Origin of the sequence: Paenibacillus sambharensis, from assembly GCF_003233845.1 — a bacterium.
Taxonomy (GTDB): Bacteria; Bacillota; Bacilli; order Paenibacillales; family Paenibacillaceae; genus Paenibacillus_I; species Paenibacillus_I sambharensis.
Genome location: NZ_QKRB01000055.1, coordinates 62,175 through 80,220, shown reverse-complemented (window position 1 = coordinate 80,220; position 18,046 = coordinate 62,175). Strand labels below are relative to the sequence as shown.

Annotated in this window: 19 protein-coding genes and 4 tRNA genes; 17 read left to right on the top strand and 6 right to left on the bottom strand. The window is 52.1% G+C overall.

Features of this window, described 5'->3' with window-relative positions:
- Positions 1-8 precede the first annotated feature (8 nt).
- The 8 genes from DNH61_RS20375 to DNH61_RS20345 all read left to right on the top strand — a co-directional run bounded on the left by DNH61_RS20375 (position 9) and on the right by DNH61_RS20345 (position 4,923).
- On the top strand, positions 9-890 hold the full coding sequence (locus tag DNH61_RS20375) for an ABC transporter ATP-binding protein (RefSeq protein WP_111148841.1): 882 nt from the start codon (positions 9-11) through the stop codon (positions 888-890).
- A gap of 5 nt (positions 891-895) precedes the next feature.
- On the top strand, positions 896-2,407 hold the full coding sequence (locus tag DNH61_RS20370) for an ABC transporter substrate-binding protein (RefSeq protein WP_245948276.1): 1,512 nt from the start codon (positions 896-898) through the stop codon (positions 2,405-2,407).
- A 261-nt stretch (positions 2,408-2,668) separates the two neighbouring features.
- Positions 2,669-2,839: a hypothetical protein gene (locus DNH61_RS26495; protein ID WP_181438806.1), complete on the top strand. Its 171-nt coding sequence runs from the start codon at positions 2,669-2,671 to the stop codon at positions 2,837-2,839.
- Between the two features lie 89 nt (positions 2,840-2,928).
- A tRNA-Met gene (locus DNH61_RS20365) sits at positions 2,929-3,002 on the top strand.
- A 25-nt stretch (positions 3,003-3,027) separates the two neighbouring features.
- Positions 3,028-3,104 (top strand) — tRNA-Ile (locus DNH61_RS20360).
- Positions 3,105-3,121: 17 nt separating this feature from the next.
- A tRNA-Leu gene (locus tag DNH61_RS20355) sits at positions 3,122-3,207 on the top strand.
- Between the two features lie 209 nt (positions 3,208-3,416).
- On the top strand, positions 3,417-4,118 hold the full coding sequence (locus DNH61_RS20350) for a uracil-DNA glycosylase (RefSeq protein WP_111148669.1): 702 nt from the start codon (positions 3,417-3,419) through the stop codon (positions 4,116-4,118).
- Positions 4,105-4,923, top strand: coding sequence for an SPL family radical SAM protein (locus DNH61_RS20345; RefSeq protein WP_111148668.1), 819 nt, complete (start codon positions 4,105-4,107; stop codon positions 4,921-4,923). The genes DNH61_RS20350 and DNH61_RS20345 overlap by 14 nt, the downstream gene beginning before the upstream one ends.
- Positions 4,924-5,113: 190 nt before the next feature.
- Here the strand turns inward: DNH61_RS20345 and DNH61_RS20340 are convergent, their stop codons facing one another.
- The gene (locus DNH61_RS20340; protein ID WP_111148667.1) at positions 5,114-6,118 is read right to left on the bottom strand and encodes an S-layer homology domain-containing protein; all 1,005 of its coding nucleotides are present in this window, start codon (positions 6,116-6,118) and stop codon (positions 5,114-5,116) included.
- Positions 6,119-6,330: 212 nt separating this feature from the next.
- Here DNH61_RS20340 and DNH61_RS20335 point away from each other — a divergent pair, with 212 nt between their 5' ends.
- The 3 genes from DNH61_RS20335 to DNH61_RS20330 all read left to right on the top strand — a co-directional run bounded on the left by DNH61_RS20335 (position 6,331) and on the right by DNH61_RS20330 (position 9,303).
- The gene (locus DNH61_RS20335) at positions 6,331-6,873 is read left to right on the top strand and encodes an FxLYD domain-containing protein (protein ID WP_111148666.1); all 543 of its coding nucleotides are present in this window, start codon (positions 6,331-6,333) and stop codon (positions 6,871-6,873) included.
- A 319-nt stretch (positions 6,874-7,192) separates the two neighbouring features.
- Positions 7,193-7,336, top strand: coding sequence for a hypothetical protein (locus DNH61_RS26490; protein WP_181438805.1), 144 nt, complete (start codon positions 7,193-7,195; stop codon positions 7,334-7,336).
- Positions 7,337-7,614: 278 nt separating this feature from the next.
- Positions 7,615-9,303, top strand: a complete 1,689-nt coding sequence (locus DNH61_RS20330; protein ID WP_146241102.1) for an S-layer homology domain-containing protein — start codon at positions 7,615-7,617, stop codon at positions 9,301-9,303.
- A 527-nt stretch (positions 9,304-9,830) separates the two neighbouring features.
- Here the strand turns inward: DNH61_RS20330 and DNH61_RS20320 are convergent.
- Positions 9,831-9,903 (bottom strand) — tRNA-Val (locus DNH61_RS20320).
- Between the two features lie 120 nt (positions 9,904-10,023).
- Positions 10,024-10,233: a DUF2524 domain-containing protein gene (locus DNH61_RS20315; protein ID WP_111148663.1), complete on the bottom strand. Its 210-nt coding sequence runs from the start codon at positions 10,231-10,233 to the stop codon at positions 10,024-10,026.
- Between the two features lie 177 nt (positions 10,234-10,410).
- Here DNH61_RS20315 and DNH61_RS20310 point away from each other — a divergent pair, with 177 nt between their 5' ends.
- Positions 10,411-10,665 (top strand): hypothetical protein, encoded by a 255-nt coding sequence (locus tag DNH61_RS20310; RefSeq protein ID WP_146241099.1) that lies wholly within the window; start codon positions 10,411-10,413, stop codon positions 10,663-10,665.
- A gap of 52 nt (positions 10,666-10,717) precedes the next feature.
- Positions 10,718-10,960: a DUF3892 domain-containing protein gene (locus DNH61_RS20305; RefSeq protein ID WP_111148661.1), complete on the top strand. Its 243-nt coding sequence runs from the start codon at positions 10,718-10,720 to the stop codon at positions 10,958-10,960.
- A 77-nt stretch (positions 10,961-11,037) separates the two neighbouring features.
- Here DNH61_RS20305 and DNH61_RS20300 read toward each other — a convergent pair whose 3' ends face one another.
- The gene (locus tag DNH61_RS20300; RefSeq protein WP_342771469.1) at positions 11,038-11,763 is read right to left on the bottom strand and encodes an MBL fold metallo-hydrolase; all 726 of its coding nucleotides are present in this window, start codon (positions 11,761-11,763) and stop codon (positions 11,038-11,040) included.
- Between the two features lie 230 nt (positions 11,764-11,993).
- Between DNH61_RS20300 and DNH61_RS20295 the strand changes: the two genes are divergently transcribed.
- Together DNH61_RS20295 and DNH61_RS20290 are read left to right on the top strand one after the other, a co-directional pair.
- The gene (locus DNH61_RS20295) at positions 11,994-12,554 is read left to right on the top strand and encodes a stalk domain-containing protein (RefSeq protein ID WP_111148659.1); all 561 of its coding nucleotides are present in this window, start codon (positions 11,994-11,996) and stop codon (positions 12,552-12,554) included.
- A gap of 127 nt (positions 12,555-12,681) precedes the next feature.
- Positions 12,682-12,990, top strand: coding sequence for a DUF1292 domain-containing protein (locus DNH61_RS20290; protein ID WP_111148658.1), 309 nt, complete (start codon positions 12,682-12,684; stop codon positions 12,988-12,990).
- Positions 12,991-13,063: 73 nt separating this feature from the next.
- Here the strand turns inward: DNH61_RS20290 and DNH61_RS20285 are convergent, their stop codons facing one another.
- On the bottom strand, positions 13,064-13,477 hold the full coding sequence (locus DNH61_RS20285) for a DUF1885 family protein (protein WP_111148657.1): 414 nt from the start codon (positions 13,475-13,477) through the stop codon (positions 13,064-13,066).
- Positions 13,478-13,648: 171 nt separating this feature from the next.
- Complete coding sequence (locus tag DNH61_RS20280; protein ID WP_111148656.1) at positions 13,649-15,118, bottom strand: aminotransferase class I/II-fold pyridoxal phosphate-dependent enzyme; 1,470 nt, start codon at positions 15,116-15,118, stop codon at positions 13,649-13,651.
- A 123-nt stretch (positions 15,119-15,241) separates the two neighbouring features.
- On the opposite strand from DNH61_RS20280, the gene DNH61_RS20275 reads away from it, so the two are divergent.
- Positions 15,242-16,543: an MFS transporter gene (locus tag DNH61_RS20275; RefSeq protein WP_111148655.1), complete on the top strand. Its 1,302-nt coding sequence runs from the start codon at positions 15,242-15,244 to the stop codon at positions 16,541-16,543.
- A 24-nt stretch (positions 16,544-16,567) separates the two neighbouring features.
- On the top strand, positions 16,568-17,752 hold the full coding sequence (locus DNH61_RS20270) for an MFS transporter (RefSeq protein WP_111148839.1): 1,185 nt from the start codon (positions 16,568-16,570) through the stop codon (positions 17,750-17,752).
- The last annotated feature ends 294 nt before the right edge of the window (positions 17,753-18,046 follow it).

Here is an 18,046-nt window from a genome sequence, read left to right as displayed (position 1 = left end):
TGACAGCGATGATTGATTGTGAAGGCTTGGTCAAAATTTACAAAACGGATGATCTCGAGGTTGTCGCGCTGCAGGGCCTTAACCTGACGGTCCAAAAAGGCGAGATGATGGCAATTATCGGGAACAGCGGCAGCGGCAAGTCCACCCTGCTTAATATATTGGGCGGGCTGGACCGTCCTTCAGCCGGCACGGTAAAGGTCGGGGAATGGGATCTGCTCAAGATCACGGATGCCCAGCTTGTGGATTACAAGCGCAAGACGGTAGGCTTCATCTGGCAGAACAATGCCCGCAACCTGCTTCCTTATCTGTCGGCTCTCGAGAATGTGGAGATGCCGATGATGCTGACCGGGAAGACGGACCGCGCTTATGCAAAGCAGCTGCTCGAGTGGGTCGGCTTGAAGGAGCGGATGCACAATAAGCTTCACCAGCTCTCTGGCGGTGAGCAGCAGCGGGTGGCTATCGCCATCTCGCTGTGCAATCGTCCGGAAATGCTGCTGGCCGACGAGCCGACCGGATCGGTCGATACCCGGACATCCGACTTGATTATGGATATTTTCCGGCGGCTGAACCGCGAGATCGGGGTAACAGTCGTTATCGTTACGCACGATCTGTCGCTGGCAAGCAAGGTCGACCGTGTAGTCGCTATCCGTGATGGTCTAACCAGTACGGAATTTGTCAAGCGCAACGCAAGCCTTGATGAAGCCACAGGATTCACAGCCGGTGCCGGCGGGCTTCAGGAGGTACATGAGGAATATGTGGTCGTCGACCGCGTCGGCCGGCTGCAGATTCCCAAAGACTATTTGCTGTCCCTGGGCATTAAAGATAAAGCGTCCATGGAATTCGACGGCGAGAAAATTACGATAACGGCACCGAAACAATTGGAGGGGTAAGAAGAATGATGACGAACACCATGAAGGAGACCGGTTCCACCGGAAAAGCACGGAAGCCGCTGCTGCTGCTGCTCGTATTAACGATGTTTATGTCCCTGCTGGCTGCCTGTGCGGATGGCAACGGGGACACCTCTACAGAGAAGAGAGTGCTGCGGATCGGCACCTTGTACGGCAGCCCGCAGGACGAATCCTATTTCCGGCAGCAGTATACGGATGCATTTGAGCTCATGAACAGCAACATCGAGATTGAGATTGTATCGGCGATTAACTACAACGATCAGCGTTTTCAGACGCCTGACGAGAATACCAAGCAGCCGGACAGCTATGAAGAGCTTACCAAAATGCTCACCGGCTCCAATCCGGTGGACGTCATCGTGGTAGAATATTCTTACCTGCGGCGCATGGTTCAGGACAATCTGCTGAAGCAGCTTGATCCGCTGATCCAGCAGGATAAGTTCGATCTGTCCGACTATGTGCCAGCTGTAATGGAAGGGATCAAGTCGGCCGGGGACAACAATATTTATGCCCTGACGCCAACCTTCTCATCCTCTGCACTCTTCTATAACAAGAAGCTGTTTACGGAAGCCAATATTGATTTTCCAACCGATGGCATGACCTGGGATGAGGTATTTGCCAAGGCTGGCATGTTAGCGAAAGGTGAAGGGAAGGACCGTGTATACGGCCTGACGTTCAATCGCTATGGAAGTGATGGCTTCTGGGATATCCAGAATTACACGGGTCCTCTGCAGCTGAAAATCGTCGACGACAAGGGCGAGAAGATGCTGGTGAACAACCCGCAGTGGGAGAAGGCATGGACGGATATCACAGAGCTGTACAAGAAGAAGATCATGCCGACGATGGAGGATATCTACCAGGAGCGTGATCCTGAGAAGCCCTATAACCAGTTTGAAGGGGACCTGTTCCTGAGCGGCCGTGTAGCCATGGTAGCCATGGGGGACACCAACTTTATTAATGAAATTACCCTGATGAACGAGAACGCGGAGAAGCTTGGCATGGAGCCGATCGATTGGGACATTGTAACTTCTCCACAGCATTCCGAAGCTGCAGGTGTAGGCGGGAATGTATACCTGAGCAGTCTGATGGGCATCAACAATAAAGCTCAGAATGACAAGGATGCATGGGAGTTTATCAAGTTTATGAACAGCAAGGAATGGGCGAAGCTCAAATCGCGCAGCTCCTACGAGCTTACAGCCCGTAAGGAATTCCTGAAGCCAATGAATGGTCTGACCTACAATGTAGAGGCGTTCACCAAGCTGAAGCCTGTACCGCCGCAAAGCCTGGAGCAGGAGAAGCTGTTCCGCCAAAATTCGAATATGTACCAGGTTCAGTACATCGCCCAGCCGTACTTCCAGGAAGTTGTCAAGGGCGACAAGACGGTTAAGGAAGCGCTGGAGAAGTGGGAAACTGAGGGCAATGCCATGCTCCAGAAGATTAAAGCCAACCCGAACGGTCCGTTAGAGCCAACTGACGGTGGAGTTATACAGGAAGTTTACTAAGTCCTTATAACTGATCAGATATTAACCGTAACACCCGGAAAACCCGATGTTCCCTTTGCGGAGCAGCGGGTTTTCTTGATTGTTTGGGATTGTTGCAGCTGTCAGCTGGGCCTTCTGGCAGGAATTTGCGGTTGGCTGCTTGTTTTCTTGCCAAAGCGGGTATTCTATTAGGGCATCCATTTATTTGAATGCGTGTAAATCCTGCCTATGCAAGGGCGGCGTGGAGAGCTAGCGAGATGACCATACAGGAGGTTGGATGTATTGCGGGCCAGTTGGATCTATTGGGTCAGGCTGTATGAGACTAAGTTTCAGGCCGGCTGCCTGGTGAAACGGATGGAGAATGATTGGTGGATTTACGGTTATGATTGCCCGCAGGAGATTGAAGTGTTCCGGTCGAAAAAAGGAAGATATGGCGTCCGCTATTTGCCATAGTTTCCTGCTGGAAATCTCTTGACTTACTTAGTCTTTATGTTGTATATTATTAATTGTCGCCATTAATGATTGTTTCATATTGGTACCGTCGCGGGGTGGAGCAGCCCGGTAGCTCGTCGGGCTCATAACCCGAAGGCCGCAGGTTCAAATCCTGCCCCCGCAACTAACTTCCTAACAGGAAACTGGAAGGGCCCTTAGCTCAGTTGGTTAGAGCGGTCGGCTCATAACCGATTGGTCGGGGGTTCGAGTCCCTCAGGGCCCACCAACATGAACAATTAACGTGCCGGGGTGGCGGAACTGGCAGACGCACAGGACTTAAAATCCTGCGGTGGGTGACCACCGTACGGGTTCGATTCCCGTCCTCGGCATACCTTAACTTACAACATCAACATACATAAGAGCTCTGTTTGGCAGCTTGCCGTTCAGGGCTCTTTTCCATTCTACTTTATATCCCTGCTAAATGTGCAGGGTGAAAGAATAGGGTAATAGAGTGCAGGGCATGAAGCCTTGTTACAGACTCAGCCCCGGCAGCAGATTACCTACTCTAACAACATAACTGATAGGAGGAGGAAACAAGATGTCGATTCAGCTACCTCATGATTGGCCCGCTGTGCTGGAGGGTGAATTGGAAAAGCCTTATTATGTGCAGCTGCGTGCAAAGCTCGCTGAGGCTTACCGGACCGAACAGGTGTATCCGGCACCGGATCATATTTTTCAGGCACTGCATTATACGTCCTATGAAGAGACCAAGGTCGTCATCTTAGGGCAGGATCCTTACCACGGCCCTGGTCAGGCGCATGGGCTGAGCTTCTCCGTACAACCCGGGGTGCGTATACCTCCTTCCCTGCGAAATATATACCAGGAGCTGCAGTCCGATATTGGCTGCGAGCCGCCCAGCCACGGCTGTCTGACCCCTTGGGCCAAGCAGGGTGTGCTGCTGCTGAATGCGGTGCTGACGGTGGAAGCAGGTCAGCCGAATTCGCATCAGAAGCTCGGCTGGGAGCTGTTTACGGATCGGATCATTGCTGCATTGGGGCAGCGGGAGCGTCCGGTTGTATTTCTGCTATGGGGCAAGCATGCCCAGATGAAGGCATCAATGATTGATGCCTCCCGTCATTGTGTGATCGAGAGTGCGCATCCGAGCCCCTTTGCAGCACGGCGGGGATTCTTCGGCAGCAAGCCATTCTCGCGTGCGAATGCTTTCCTGCGTTCAATCGGCTCAGAGGAAATTGACTGGTGTCTGCCCATGAATCCGGAGGATTTGAATGGTTGCGGTTAACGAGAAGCGTCCGTCCAAATGGTTAACGCCCGCTAGCGGCTATCTGACCGGATATACCCATACACTGAATCCATATACCGGCTGTGCCTTTGGCTGCTCCTACTGCTACGTCAGGCGGATGCCTGTCGGTTTATTCCGTAAGGAAACATGGGGAGAATGGGTAGATATCAAGAGAGACCCGTCAGGCGGGTTCCGCCGGGAATGGCTGAAGGCTGTTGCGAAGGGGCCCGTTACGGTATTCATGGCCTCGGCTACTGATCCTTATCAGCCGATTGAGTACAAGGAGCGGGTAACCCGCTCGATTCTAGAGGCGATGGTTGAAGCACCGCCGCAGTTTGTGCTGGTGCAGACGAGAAGCCCGCTAGTAACACGGGATATTGATCTGCTGCGTGAACTGGGGGAACGTGCCCGGGTCAGCATGACGATTGAATCGGACTTGGAAGAATCGCGCAAGCATTTTGCGCCATCCGCACCGCCTTTGGCTGCACGCTGGAGAGCTGTTCAGGAGCTGAGGGAGGCGGACGTGCCTGTGCAAATTGCCGTCTCGCCTCTGCTGCCTCATTCCGGGCGGTTCGCAGAACAGCTGCTGCAGGCATCACAGCGAATTGTTGTGGATGATTTCTTCCGGGGTGATGGCAGTCTTGGGAGAAGGACTTCTCAGCTGGGTGTACGTGCCCTGTATGAAGAGCTGGGGAAGCAGCAGCAGTACAGCCCGGAGACGGCTGACAGTTTCTTCGAAGAGCTTAAGAGCAGGGCAGATGCCGGCTCTGCTGTGCTGTGGGGGCAGGAAGGTTTCCTGCCTTGACGGGACTGTGTGAACATAAAACTTCATATGAAAAGCTCTCAAAAAATAAAAACTGCCCGCCGCTCATCCGGATTATCGCGAAATCCGGTGAGGGGCGGGCAGCTGTCGTGTTTATTCTTCTCAATCGGGCCTGCAAGGCAGCGGTATGTCGTTCGGACTGCCAGTGGTGTCCCTGCGTTTGCTGCGTTGATTAATTCATAATCGACATTCCCGAAGTTGCTGAAGGTGCCGGAAGAGACGGGGCTGCTGGAGCCTCGTCATTCGTATGAGCTGGTTCTTCGGGGAGAACCGGCTTAAATTTGCTGCTGACATACGTTACGGTCTGAACCTCTGTAATGACCTGCGGATACATCTTGTTCGGATCCGGCTGCACGGGCTCAACCATGATCACGGCTTGGCCTTTTTCGTCAAAGAAGATTGAGGAGATCCGAATCCCGTAGCCGGGATGAGGCGCCTGCGCTTTTACCGTAACTTCATTGATATCCGCATTTACTTCCTTAACGGACAGCTGCAGATCGAAGAGAGGGCTGGCGCCGGCCGGTTGATCCGGTACACTATCGGTATCCGTATGCTTCTTCACAAATTCAATTCCGTCATACAGCCAGCCGGCTGACTCGCTGCGTGTAATGGCGTCCTTCGGTCTGAAGGTATTGGTGCCTTTCATATCAGCTATATCAGTCGTTAGCAGCTTCTGGATACTGTTCATGTATGCCTCGTTTACCTTGGATTCATCATCGAACGTCTGATAAATCTCGATAAAGGCGAAATCGCCTCTTGATGTGATGGCGTTGAACAGATAATGCGCATATTCTTCACGTGTCATGATCTGCTCGGGCTTAACATCCTTCGGGATTTCAATACCGTTGTGGTGGGCAATGACGAACGCATTGGAATACCACATGTCATTTTTTACATTCGTGTAGTAGTCGGAAGCTTCGGGTGCCTTAATGAACTGTACATGTGCCAAGCTGAGTTCAAATCCTCTGACAATCATCGAGATGCCGGCGGAATACGTCAGCTTGCCGGTTGGATTGAATAGATCCTGCTGTTCCCCGCTAATAATACCCGCTTCCTTCAGCGCTTTAATTTTATCCGCATTGGGATCCTGCTTCGTGTCCGAGAATGCCCAGGCTGTTTGACCGACAATTAGGATAAGCGCCGCGGCCAGCAGGACGATAAGGACCGGTTTCTTCATTTGCACATCACCTCATTCTTTAGTATTAGCTGCAGCTATCCTTCTAGACGGGGGTGTGGAATAAAAGGTTGCAGGTTTCTGTACAACACTTGTGCTCTGTATATTGCTCCGATATGTAGCAATGCCAGCGCGAGTTGTAGTACAATCATAGGAAAGCTTGTTGCAAACAACGCTTCATGCTGGAATTTTTGGTCAGACAGGAGGCACTTAAGATGAAGAAATGGTATACAGGCGGGTTAATCGTTATGGTGCTTGCGGGTGCTTTTCTTGGATCACTGCTGGCGGCATTCGGTATCACCGTGCTGATGAAGAACAAGGTTCCATACTCTGACGTGACAATTATTAACGGCATCCCTTATCTTCCGGTGTATGCCGCAGCCGCTGAAGTGGAGACGTCATCAACTCAAGCGGGCATACATGCGCAGTCGGGTGAAGATAAGACCTTGTCGTCGACCGGGACGGATGAAGTGTTTAGAAGCGGAGAATTCGCATTTCAACAGCTGATCGTGAGCCAGGAGGAATACGGTCCGGATGTAACCGTTGAACTCATGAACGAAGGCAAAGCAGATGTGGATTCCGTCATATTCACAGCTTCCTTCTATAAAGAAGACGGGGAGCGAATCGGTACCGCTTCCGGATCGGTAACCTCGCTTGGAGCAGGAGAGAGAAGAGTCGTTCGACTCCTGACTGGTGAATCGGATTTGTCCGGCTTTGCGGAAGTTCGCTTTCAGATTGACCATGTATCAACCACCTAATGCTTGGCAGGCTGTGGGAATATGTCAAATGGCCCGGATTCGACAGCTTTCTGCGGTTTTATTTCGACAATTAGTGACAGTTATCTTCGATCTGGTGTATGATAAAAGCAGCAAACAAGTACTCCTGATTAAGTGCAGGTGATTGTCATGTTCAGAAGATTGAATTGGACCTGGGCAGCCGTTCTTGGCGGTTTGCTGGCTTTTTGGGCTGCGGTTTTCTACTGGGTCGCTTCTTTGTAAAATATTCATAATCAGCTGGTTGTATCTGCTGCCGCCACCGCATACGTTGAGAGAAACTGCTTAGAGGAGGAGCGATACGGTGATTTGTTATGACATTCGCACTGGGAACCGTCTCGGGGAACTGACGATTCGGCCTATCGAGGGTGAGAAGCATTATTTTGGAGGCGTCATCTTTGTCTGCCGCAGCTGCGGCGAGATTGCATTGTTTGAACAGATCGCTTAGCAGCTCAATGTTCTCCAGGTAAGTCAGCTTTATGGTTTAAAAGAACAGCCGCAGGTTATCAGCCTGCGGTTGTTCTTTTTTTTCTGGGCCATAGCACAGGATAATGTCCTGGGCGAATACCGGATTGGTACCGGAGGCCTTGTGTTCACACAACTATCAAATTATAAAATAATACTAAAGGTATTGATACAATCTGTATCAATCAGGTATAATGGCACTGCAAAGCAGGTTAGCAAGCGCTCTAAACGGACTTGAATAATGGAGAGGATGAAGAAGCAGTGAAAGGGAAATTTAGGCTTACAGTATTAGTAATGGCTTGTGTTTTACTCATCGGGGCAGTAACTCCGGCCTATGCGGAATCAGAAGTGGTGTATATTAGTGATTTAAGGGCTACGACCATAACAGCCGACTCTGTTACTTTAGCTTGGACTCCGCAGCCTGATACCGAGTCCATTAAGCTGCGGCGTTCGAATGACGGAGGCAAGACATGGGCGGATGCGATCAACCTGCGTGTAGATGCAAGCTCGGTAACAGTAAGAGGCTTAACACCTAATACGAGCTACTCGTTTGATCTGGAAGGCAAATGCAGCTGCCAGAAGCTGATTTCCAATAATGCTCATATTACAACGAAGTCTGCACCAGTGTTGCCGCAGCCTCAAGCGCCGACAGTACAGGAGAGCAATACAGGGGAGCTGGCAGGTGTAAGGGCAGCAGCCAATGGGGCAGTACTGAGCAGCGGGTCTTACATATCATCCGAAATGTTAGTGGGCGGCAGAACCTTTACCAAGCTCACCGTAAACAAAGCTGCGCTTGGAGAGGCACTTAAGCTGATTAACAGCAACGAAGAAGGGCAGCAGCAGATTTCTATTGAAGCGGAGACTGCAGGTGAAGGCTTGGTTGTGTACTACCCGGCAGATCTGTTAGCTTCGGCGAACAATCCAAATGTTGTGCTGGCAGTTGGCTTTGGTCCGGCTGCTTATGAACTGCCGCTTGCACGGCTTCTGGCAGGCGGACAGCTCCAGCAGATAGCTGGCTCAGTTGAACAGGCCTACGTAACGATCGCAATTTCCACAGTTGATGCAGAAACGGCAGCTAAGCTTGCGGCAGACGCGGCAAAAGCAGGCTTAACCCCTGTAAGCGGCGCTTATCAATTTAATGTTGCAGCTGAAGCGGGTGACCGCAGCCAGCCATTCAATCATTATGGCACCAGTTATGTCAATCGTTCGATTGATCTGCATGCTGGGGTAACAGCTGCTGATGCGACAGCCGTGCAGTATGATCCAGCCACAGGAGTGTTTACGTTCATTCCGGCAGTCTTCACCTCAGCTGACGGTAAAGTAACAGCCGATATGAAGCACACCGGCAACCGGATCTATACGGTGGTAAAAGGCCAGAAGACATTTGCGGATATTACGAACCACTGGGCGAGACCGGATATTGAGCGGCTGGCGTCCATGCTGGTGATCAACGGTGTACAAGCCGATGCTTTTGCCCCGAATGCCAACATTACCCGGGCTGAATTTGCGGCATTGCTTGTGCGGGCACTCGGCCTTGATTCCAGCAAGCAGCTGCAGACCGGATTTGCCGATGTATCGGAAACGCGATGGTATGCTGGTGCAGTTGCAGCAGCAGTTGAAGCGGGTCTGATTAGAGGCTTTGAGGATGGAACCTTCAAACCGGAGGCTGAAATTACCCGTGCACAGATGACCGTTATGATTGCAGCTGCTCTTGAAGCGGCAGGCAAGAAGGTTGATCTTACCGGTAAAGAAGCGTCTGTATTGGCTGATTACAAGGATGCTGCTAAGATTGGCAGCTGGGCTGAGTCTGCAGCGGCCAAAGCTGTTCTGACCGGTATTGTAACAGGCGTAACGAAGGACGAGTTCGGACCGCAGGAACAAGCGACACGCGCTCAATCTGCCGTCATGCTCAGCCGCTTGATGAAGTACATTGGTTTTATTAATCCTTAATAGATTCAGGGATGCAAATAGACCGCTCTTTACCGGCTTGAAGAAGCTGGTGAAGTGCGGTCTTCTTGACTTATAGGCAACCTGTTAAGGCCTTATTTGTATTTCGACTCGACATAATGTTGAAGCTCGGAAGCGGACAGACCAATTAGATAGGTGATGATGACTACTATATGGAGATAGTAAAAGTTCTTGGGTGCTAATCCAAGGGTTTCAAAAAAGCCGGTAAGCCAAAACAAGCTAATATAAAAGACGATGAGAAAAATCCACAGAGGAAACTGCAGCAGCAAACGCCACCAAAGAGTGTTCTTATTGGATTTCATATTCCCTCCCCATGACACAAGATAGGTAAGCAGAACAACAGGAATAACTATGCTCAGTATATCCTCGATAGTGCATGGGGTCCATATTTTGGTAACGATTATCATCTGAAAGCTGATCATGGATCGTAAGGGTTTGAGATATATAGAAGTATCCTAGAATGTCTCTAGAAAAGCAAAAACCCCTGATTTCTCAGGGGTTTTCAGTAATGATCTGTAGTGGGCTCGAACCACTGACCCCCACCCTGTCAAGATGGTGCTCTCCCAGCTGAGCTAACAGATCGTGTTTTGAAGACAATTAATAATATATCAAAAATCAGATGCAGCGTCAACACTTGAATGTACAAAAATAAAACAGCAGGCTCCTGGCTGTCCAAGGAGCTCTGCTGTCTTATTGATGCTGTTAAACCGGGTGATTATTCTCTTCCCGGCCATTATCGATCGCACACTTGTTCTTAATGAAGCTCATTTGATTGGCGCAGCGGTTAAGCAGCTGCTGTTCCTCACTGGACAGGTGCTGCTTCAATTGGAGCTGGGCGATTTCTCTCTTGAGCTCGTACAGATCTTGCGATGCATTAGCACAGTTATAATTGCTTTCCAGCTGGTCGATCATGGGACACCTCCTGCAGGATGATAACAGCATTTTCAATTATGCGCGTTTTTACATAAGCCTATGCGGCTGCAGCTGCCCGGACAACAAAAGCCGAATAAAGGGAATAAGCAGCAGCAGAGTAGGGGAATACTTCCAGCTATAGGATCGCCGATTACGGCAAAGGCTAGGTGGAGAATAGTGAAACGATACAGCTTGACTTTTGTTATGACGGCTGCTTTATGGTTGACAGCGGGTTGTAACCCGATTTGGACGGAGACAGGACCTGCTGAGTCAGCTTTCGGCGAAAGCGGCCTCGGCCTTGGCAAGGACTATTCGCCCGGCAGTCTAATGGAGCAAGTCTACGGCGATGGGGAGCAGGGGCAGACATTAATTCCGAAAGACCCCCTCAGTCAGACAGAATCACTGCGTCAATATGAAATTGGCAGAGAATAAGGGCTTCGGAATCGGCCGACTGCTGGCAGCCGAAATAGGAGGAGGATGCAGGATGGCAAACAGTGATAACAGGGAAACATTCGTGGCCGTGCAGAAGAATGGGGATGGAGACATAACGTCCTTCCAGACGTCAGGCGGACGTGTGCTGGATTACCAGCAGGCGCTGCAGGAAGTGAAGAACGGAACGATCGCCGGTGTGAATGCGTTCAAAGGCCGTGATGGCGAGATGTATATACGCGGTGACGCAGACGGCGACCCGACCAACAATCTTGATAATCTGCCGACGTTCAGTTAAGAGTGGCTTAAAGACAGGAAGACCGGAACCCTGGGAGGGTTTGCCGGTCTTTTTTTGAACTGCCGTATTTCTAACAACTAAAACTCATACTCCTTATGCTGCTCCACGAAGGTCATGGCCCCGGTCCGTCCGGCAAAATCATCCCGGTCATCCCCGTAATGCATCAGGTAAACGCTGCGCTGCACATCTTCGGGAAGCGTAAGCAGCTCGTCCAGTGTGGCATGCACGGCACCAGGCGGGTGAAGCTGGCAGTCGTGGAATACGACACAGCCCCTATTGCGCACCATATCGGTGACCAGTTGAGGTGTGAACCGCATGTCTGCTGAGTAGAAGAGCTTGTCGTTAAATACGAACGAGTAGCTGTTTCTTCCCTTGATATGCTCAGTCCGGATCAGCTCAACCTGGATGCCAGGGTGGATGGAGTGAACGCTGCCTTCTTCAAGCCGGTGAACGTCAAAGTAAGCGTCGAGAGACTGGGCCTCCTCGGTCTGCATCGTGCCTTTGAGCGTATGGTTCCAGAGCGTTTCCGCAAGCGGTTCGGGAATGTACAGCACAGGCTTGCGCTGGAGCTCGAATTTCATCCGGAAGGCGATCTCCTCCAGACCGCCGACATGGTCGCCATGCAGATGCGAGATGAGAATGCCGTCAAGGGCGGCCAAGGGGACACCAAGCTTATGGAGAGCTGCCGGAGCCGTGATGCCGCAGTCCAGCATGAGGGTGAATGATTCCGCAGTGAGCAGGGCATTGTTGTTAAAATAGTTCTTGGCAAATGCGCTTCCCGTACCAAGCATCTGTATTTTCAAATGGATGCGCCTCCTGATCTCTTTTTCTAAAATTTATCATGTTTTGCATGGAAAACAAAGCTGGTGAGCAGAGTGCATTTCCCGGGCAAGCGCAGGTTGTTACACAGGCAGACATATTTCGCGAATTAGTAGTAATGAGCAGTATTAAAAAAATTGGCTTGTGTCCGCAACTTTGGGCAGCCTTCCGAGTATAACCAGACATCCAGACAACGGATGGAGGGTTAATATTAATGAAGGCAAAGAAGCTGCTGGTCCTCGTCGCCTTGTTATCTATATGGGGCGGTACGATGATTTTTGCGGATTCCGCAAGCTCCAAAATCAAAGTAATCGTTAACGGTTCAGAGTTGGATGAGGCGGGGGTTATGACAGATGGCAAAACCTACTTGCCGCTTCGACAAATCTCCAACTCGCTGCAGGCACTGATCAGCTGGGATGAAGCATCGAAGAAGGTGACGATCAACAAACCGAATGTACATATGTTCCTGTTCCAGAACAATACGGTATTCGGAAAGGTAAGCAAGGGAAGTCGTTACACATTCTCCGTATGGGCGCAGGTCGACAGTCTGCGGATGAATATATCTGCATTGAAGGTGACGATAGCCGATCCTTCCGGCAGAGAGGAACTTATCCAGTCTCAGGATGTTAATGCTCAGAAGGATAATTTCTGGTTCCGGACGAAGGATATCCGCTATGCCTTTGAAGCTGGAGGAAGCTATACAGTGCGCTTCTACATGAAGCCTGACGGTGACGAGTGGAAGGTCGTCTCGGAGAAGCTGATTATCGCCGAATAATGCTTGTAATCAATAGTACACTATTAGTGTAAGACCGCCTGTTATCAGCCGCATGCTCGCTTGTTTGACCCGGGACGGCCTAAATGTTACGATACGTGTGACAAAACTTGTGAAAAGAGGGTTTCCCATGACTGAAGAGCATAAACATGGAGATGATTGCGGCTGCGGACATGATCATGATCATGAGCATGAGGATCATGTATTTGTAGTAACCGATGAAGAAGGCAACGAGCGTGAGATGGTAATGGTGTACACGTTTGAGTCCGAGGAAATGGTATATGCCGTTCTGCTGGACCGCAACGATCCTGAAGCTGACGGCGTAATCTTCCGTATTGAGGAAGAGAACGACGAAGCGTTTCTCGTTGGTATTGAGGATGACGAGGAATGGGAACGCGTTACGAAAATCTACGAGGAAATTGCCAAGCAGGAGAATTAAGCTTCCCGGTTCCTGTAGGGAGCAATACCCAGTTGGGCTGTATAGCGGGTTTACCCGCTCTGTACAGCCCTATTTATTTTCTCGTATTGTAATGGATCGTACGGCCGTTAAAGAGGTGAAGTTTAGCAGCCATCCGCTTAGCGATGTATTTGCAAAGCTCATTAGCCTTCGCCTTGTCGCCATGCGTGGAGCCGTCCGGCAGAACGAGCTGAATATGGTGGATGTTAGCTTCGTCTTCGGGCGTGCTGCCTACCCCTACCAGGATATACCGGTATGCAGGGTCTGTCCCCTTCAGATAAAACCACGGTTCATCCGGGTTCTTCTCAATCGTATAAGGAAATGCGGCTGCCTCATACTCCCACCCGAGCTGCCTGCCTGTGAGAGCCATCTGATCACGATAGCGAAGCATAACCTGCTGGACATCCTCAAGAGACATGCGGTCAACTGCCGACCCGGCAGTGAATTGTATGTAAGCGCTCTGACTCAATGGCGGCCACCTCCACCAACAGAATATCACCTTTTCCAATAGGTGGCAATAACACTGCCGGTTAACAATCCGGGCTTCCGTCTATCGGGAAAATAAAACGCGAGACTGTCCGGCTTCTGAACTATCCGGTCAGTCTCGCGTATTGTTCATGCCATCCTTCGCTGCTAACGGTTAGAAGATGGCATTTTCCTCGACGATTACCTTGACATACTCAATGCTGCGGTCTTCGGGACCTTTAACCGGCAGTCCGACCTCAACATGGTCGACGATGTAGTCAATATTCTGCTGGGAGATGACTTCCCCCGGAAGCAGGATAGGAATTCCGGGCGGATATACATAGATGAATTCCGCAATGATACGTCCGGCTGATTCGCGGAATGGCACGACTTCCGTCTCGGCGTAGAAGGCATCCCTCGGCGTCAGCGACAGCTGCGGGATCTCTGGAATCTTAACCACGAGCTCCTGAACCTCATTGACCTGGTAGAACTGTTCGGACAGCTGGCGCAGGGCGGTGAGCAGCGTAGTGATGGACTCGCGGTTATCCCCGGGCGTCACCAGGCACAGGATGTTGTACATGTCACTGAGCTCAACCTCGAGGTTGTAATGCTCCCGGAGCCAGTTCTCGGTCTCGTATCCGGTAATGCCAAGGTGGCGGACATGAACGGTAAGCTTCGTGGGATCATAGTCATGAGTAGCTTCGTCGCCTAAGATGTCATCTCCGAAGCAGTACAAGCCAGGAATCTGGTTAATAGCTTCCCGCGCCTCCCGGGCCAGTCCGATTGCCTGCTCTGCCAGCTCGTGGCCGTGAAGAGCCAGATGCCTTCTGGATGAATCGAGCGAGGCAAGCAGGATATAGGAGGTGGAGGTCGTCGTGAGCATGCTTATAATAGTCTGGACGCGCTGCGGATTGATTCTTCCCGCTCTCACATTCAGGACCGAGCTCTGCGTCATCGAGCCGCCAAGCTTATGTACGCTTGTTGCGGCCATGTCGGCGCCAGCCTGCATAGCGGACATTGGCAGATCCTCATGGAAGTGGATAAGCACCCCGTGAGCTTCATCCACCAGCACCGGTATGTTGTAGCTGTGGACCAAGTCAACGATTTCCTTCAAGTTGGCACATATCCCGAAGTAGGTTGGATTGATAACGACAACAGCTTTCGCATCGGGATGGCGCGACAGGGCGCGGCGGACCGAGCGCAGGGTGATACCGTGGTCAATGCCGAGGTTCTCGTCCCGTGCGGGTGAGATAAAGACCGGACGGGCGCCGGCGAATATAATGGCCGACATGATCGATTTATGCACATTGCGGGGGACAATGATCTTGTCTCCCGGCGAGCATACGGTCAGAATCATCGTCATGATGGCTCCGCTTGTGCCCTGTACAGAGAAAAAGGTATAATCAGCACCGAATGCATCGGCGGCAAGCTTCTGGGCTTCCTGGATCACGCCGGTAGGCTGGTGGAGGTCATCCAGAGGCGCAATATTAATCAAGTCAATCGACAGGGCGTTATCCCCGATGAAAGAGCGGAATTCGGGATCGCTGCCTGTTCCTTTCTTGTGTCCGGGTATATGGAATTGTACGGGATTTTGCTCCGCATGACGGCGGAGGGCAGTAAACAGCGGTGTGGCCTGATGATCCATCGCAGCATCCCAGCCTTTCTCTTAGGTTCTCATTAAACAAGCTTGAGTATAGCAAAATCAGGGGGGATTGCAAGTTTGACTTTGCGGCGGACGACCAATTAAAGCCATGAAAGGAGCAAGGCTATGGAGCCTGTGCTAACTCAATCGAAGAAAAGCGTTCTACGCTCGCCTTTTGTTATTCAGCTTCTGCTGATTATGTTCGGTGTGGAATTCGTCAAGGGGGCGCTGCTGATATCCGTGCTGCCCGTCTATATGGAGACGGCGCTTGGTCTGTCGGCCTATGTGATCGGATGGGCGCTTGCCTGCCAGTATATCGGTGACAATGTTCTCCGCAGTCCGCTGGGCTTTATTATCGACCGGATCGGCTACCGGCTGGTCATGCTCACGGGTGTACTGCTCACTCTGCTGTCAGTTATCATAATGGCGGTCTCCGATCAGCCGGGCTGGCTCTTGCTGGCTTGTGCGCTGCTGGGACTTGGAACATCTCCCTTATGGCCCTGCGTGATTACCGGCGCGACAGCGGTGTCCGGTCAAGAGGCCAGCGGTATTATTATGAGCGTAGTCTACATGGCCTGGCTGACAGGTGTGGGCTGCGGGCCGATCGTTATTAATTTCTTCATCATTCAATCCTTCACACCGGCCTTCAACCTGCTGCTCGTCTTTATGGCGGTTGTGTTAATCGTTGCGCTGTTCCTGCCTGGCCGGACCCGGAAGGCGGCGGCTGCAGCGGGCACGGTCCGGACGGCCGAGATGCACGCGAATGAATTCATGAAGGAAGCCGGCGCAGCAGCCGAAGAGGACAAGCCTCAGCGCCGGAGCGCACTGAGGCGGGCTGCCGCCTATCTGGAACGTGTCGGGAGAACCGTGAGGGCAAGCAAGCTGCTGTATCCGGCCATGTTCGCCCAGACCTTTGCGCTAGGCCTGCTAATTCCGGTACTGACTCTCTTTGCCCGCAACGTGCTTCATCTGTCGCCCCAGGAGTATAGTCTGTACCTGACTGCCGGCGGGGCGGTGACGGTACTCGGGCTGATTCCGGTCGGCAAGTGGGTGGATCGCGTAGGCACAGCCCGGTTTCTCCACGCCGGTTTCCTCGTAACGGCGGTCTCGCTGCCGGTGCTGGGATTTGTCCGGGATGCCAAGCTGGCGCTTGTAGTAGTGGCAGTCATTGGGCTGGGCTACGCATGTATCATCCCGGCTTGGAACGCTTTGATCGCCTATGCCATTCCTGAAGAGGAGCGCGGAGCGGTCTGGGGCTTCTTCCTGACCATTGAAGGCTCGGGCACCGTGCTCGGCTCTGTGCTGTCCGGGAAGATGTGGGACTACCTCGGACCGCATGCCCCGTTCATGATAAGCGGCTTCGTTCTGTTCATCCTGTTTGTTCTTCATTTGTTCATTTCTCATCGGCGTCCTGTTGTGGTACGATAGTTTGGATGGAGGGAAATAGACATGTTGAATAAACAGCTGGCGGTCGTCATGGTTATTCTGATGACTGTTTTTATAGGGTTTGGTATTATCATTCCGGTCATGCCGGAACTGGTCGTTCACGTCGATCCCGGGAATGCGGAGATACATAATGCCTTAATGCTGTCCATCTACTCGGCAGTTTCATTCCTGCTGTCTCCGCTGTGGGGCGGCTTGTCCGACAAGATCGGCCGGCGCCCGATCATATTGACCGGCGTAGCGGGATTCGCCGCAAGCTTCCTGCTCTTCGGCCTAGCTTCGGACCATCTGCCGCTGATGTACGCTTCGCGTGTGCTGGGCGGCTTGTTCTCCGGTGCCGTAACCTCGGTTATCGTCGCTTATGTCGCTGACATAACACCTCCGGAGCACCGCACCAAAGGCATGGGTCTTGTCGGCATGTCCATCGGCCTTGGTTTTACAATCGGACCGGGTGTGGGAGGCATGCTGAGCCGCATCTCGCTTGAGACGCCATTCTTTACGGCGGCTGGCTTGTCGGCCTTGCTGTTCATCACCGCGTTTGCCGTGCTGAAGGAATCGCTCCCTCCCGAGAAGCGGCGTTCCCGTACTGAGACGCCTCCTTCCCGCTGGACTGCCTTCACAGGGCCGCTGAAATACCTTTATCTGCTGGCCTTCTTCGTCACCTTCTCGCTGGCAGGCCTGGAGTCGACACTGCAGTTCTTCGGAATGAGGCGGTTTGATGTCACGCCGTACCAATTCGGAATTATGTTCTTCATCTGCGGCGTGGTCGGCGCACTTGTGCAGGGCGGCGTTGTACGGAGATATATCAAGAAAGGCCAGGAGCCGGCGTATATCGCAGCAGGCTTGATTATATCGGCAGCAGGCTTCTTCCTGCTAATCACAGCTTACGAGCTGTGGACGGCTACCCTGTACCTTGCTATCTTCGGCATCGGCAATGCACTGATTCGTCCGTGCGTGACGTCGCTGATTACCCAGAAGACAACAGTGGGACAAGGGGTTGCAGCCGGTCTCAGTTCTTCGATGGACAGTCTCGGCCGTATTGCAGGGCCGCTCATCGCAGCCGGCCTGTTCAGGGTCGAGCTGCGGCTGCCGCTGATTGTCGGGGGTGCGCTGTCGCTGGCGGCGCTGATGCTGCTCTCCCGCTTCCGCGCGATGGATAAGAATGGGGAGCAGGCAAACTCCCAAACTGCATAGCATGACAGCATTCAGGTAGTGATCTACCATAAGAGGTTGTCCCTTAGAGCGGCTGCAGGCTGCTCTAAGGGACAGCCTTTTTTTTGGCCATTAACACCCTCTTGTCCTTCTGTGGTCCTGTACACTCCCCGCCTGAAGACCGGTAAGCAAACCCGTCTGCAGTCTTCGGCAAAACCCGTCCCTGGATGTTTCCGGGCAGGCCGGGAAGCTAGTAAGCTTTTCATTAGGGCGAAGCGGAAAACGGCAGCACTAACAAGACAGATTAGAGCAATCCGGTTACCGATTATACCGCCT

Bases quoted from the DNA above. Each gene is read 5' to 3' on its own strand.
- DNH61_RS20335 (WP_111148666.1), top strand. From the start codon at position 6,331: ATGAAGAAATGGTATACAGGCGGGTTAATCGTTATGGTGCTTGCGGGT.
- DNH61_RS20275 (WP_111148655.1), top strand. From the start codon at position 15,242: ATGGAGCCTGTGCTAACTCAATCGAAGAAAAGCGTTCTACGCTCGCCT.
- DNH61_RS20305 (WP_111148661.1), top strand. From the start codon at position 10,718: ATGGCAAACAGTGATAACAGGGAAACATTCGTGGCCGTGCAGAAGAAT.
- DNH61_RS20290 (WP_111148658.1), top strand. From the start codon at position 12,682: ATGACTGAAGAGCATAAACATGGAGATGATTGCGGCTGCGGACATGAT.
- DNH61_RS20315 (WP_111148663.1), bottom strand. From the start codon at position 10,233: ATGATCGACCAGCTGGAAAGCAATTATAACTGTGCTAATGCATCGCAA.
- DNH61_RS20350 (WP_111148669.1), top strand. From the start codon at position 3,417: ATGTCGATTCAGCTACCTCATGATTGGCCCGCTGTGCTGGAGGGTGAA.
- DNH61_RS20345 (WP_111148668.1), top strand. From the start codon at position 4,105: ATGGTTGCGGTTAACGAGAAGCGTCCGTCCAAATGGTTAACGCCCGCT.
- DNH61_RS20280 (WP_111148656.1), bottom strand. From the start codon at position 15,118: ATGGATCATCAGGCCACACCGCTGTTTACTGCCCTCCGCCGTCATGCG.
- DNH61_RS20340 (WP_111148667.1), bottom strand. From the start codon at position 6,118: ATGAAGAAACCGGTCCTTATCGTCCTGCTGGCCGCGGCGCTTATCCTA.
- DNH61_RS20375 (WP_111148841.1), top strand. From the start codon at position 9: ATGATTGATTGTGAAGGCTTGGTCAAAATTTACAAAACGGATGATCTC.
- DNH61_RS20370 (WP_245948276.1), top strand. From the start codon at position 896: ATGATGACGAACACCATGAAGGAGACCGGTTCCACCGGAAAAGCACGG.
- DNH61_RS20295 (WP_111148659.1), top strand. From the start codon at position 11,994: ATGAAGGCAAAGAAGCTGCTGGTCCTCGTCGCCTTGTTATCTATATGG.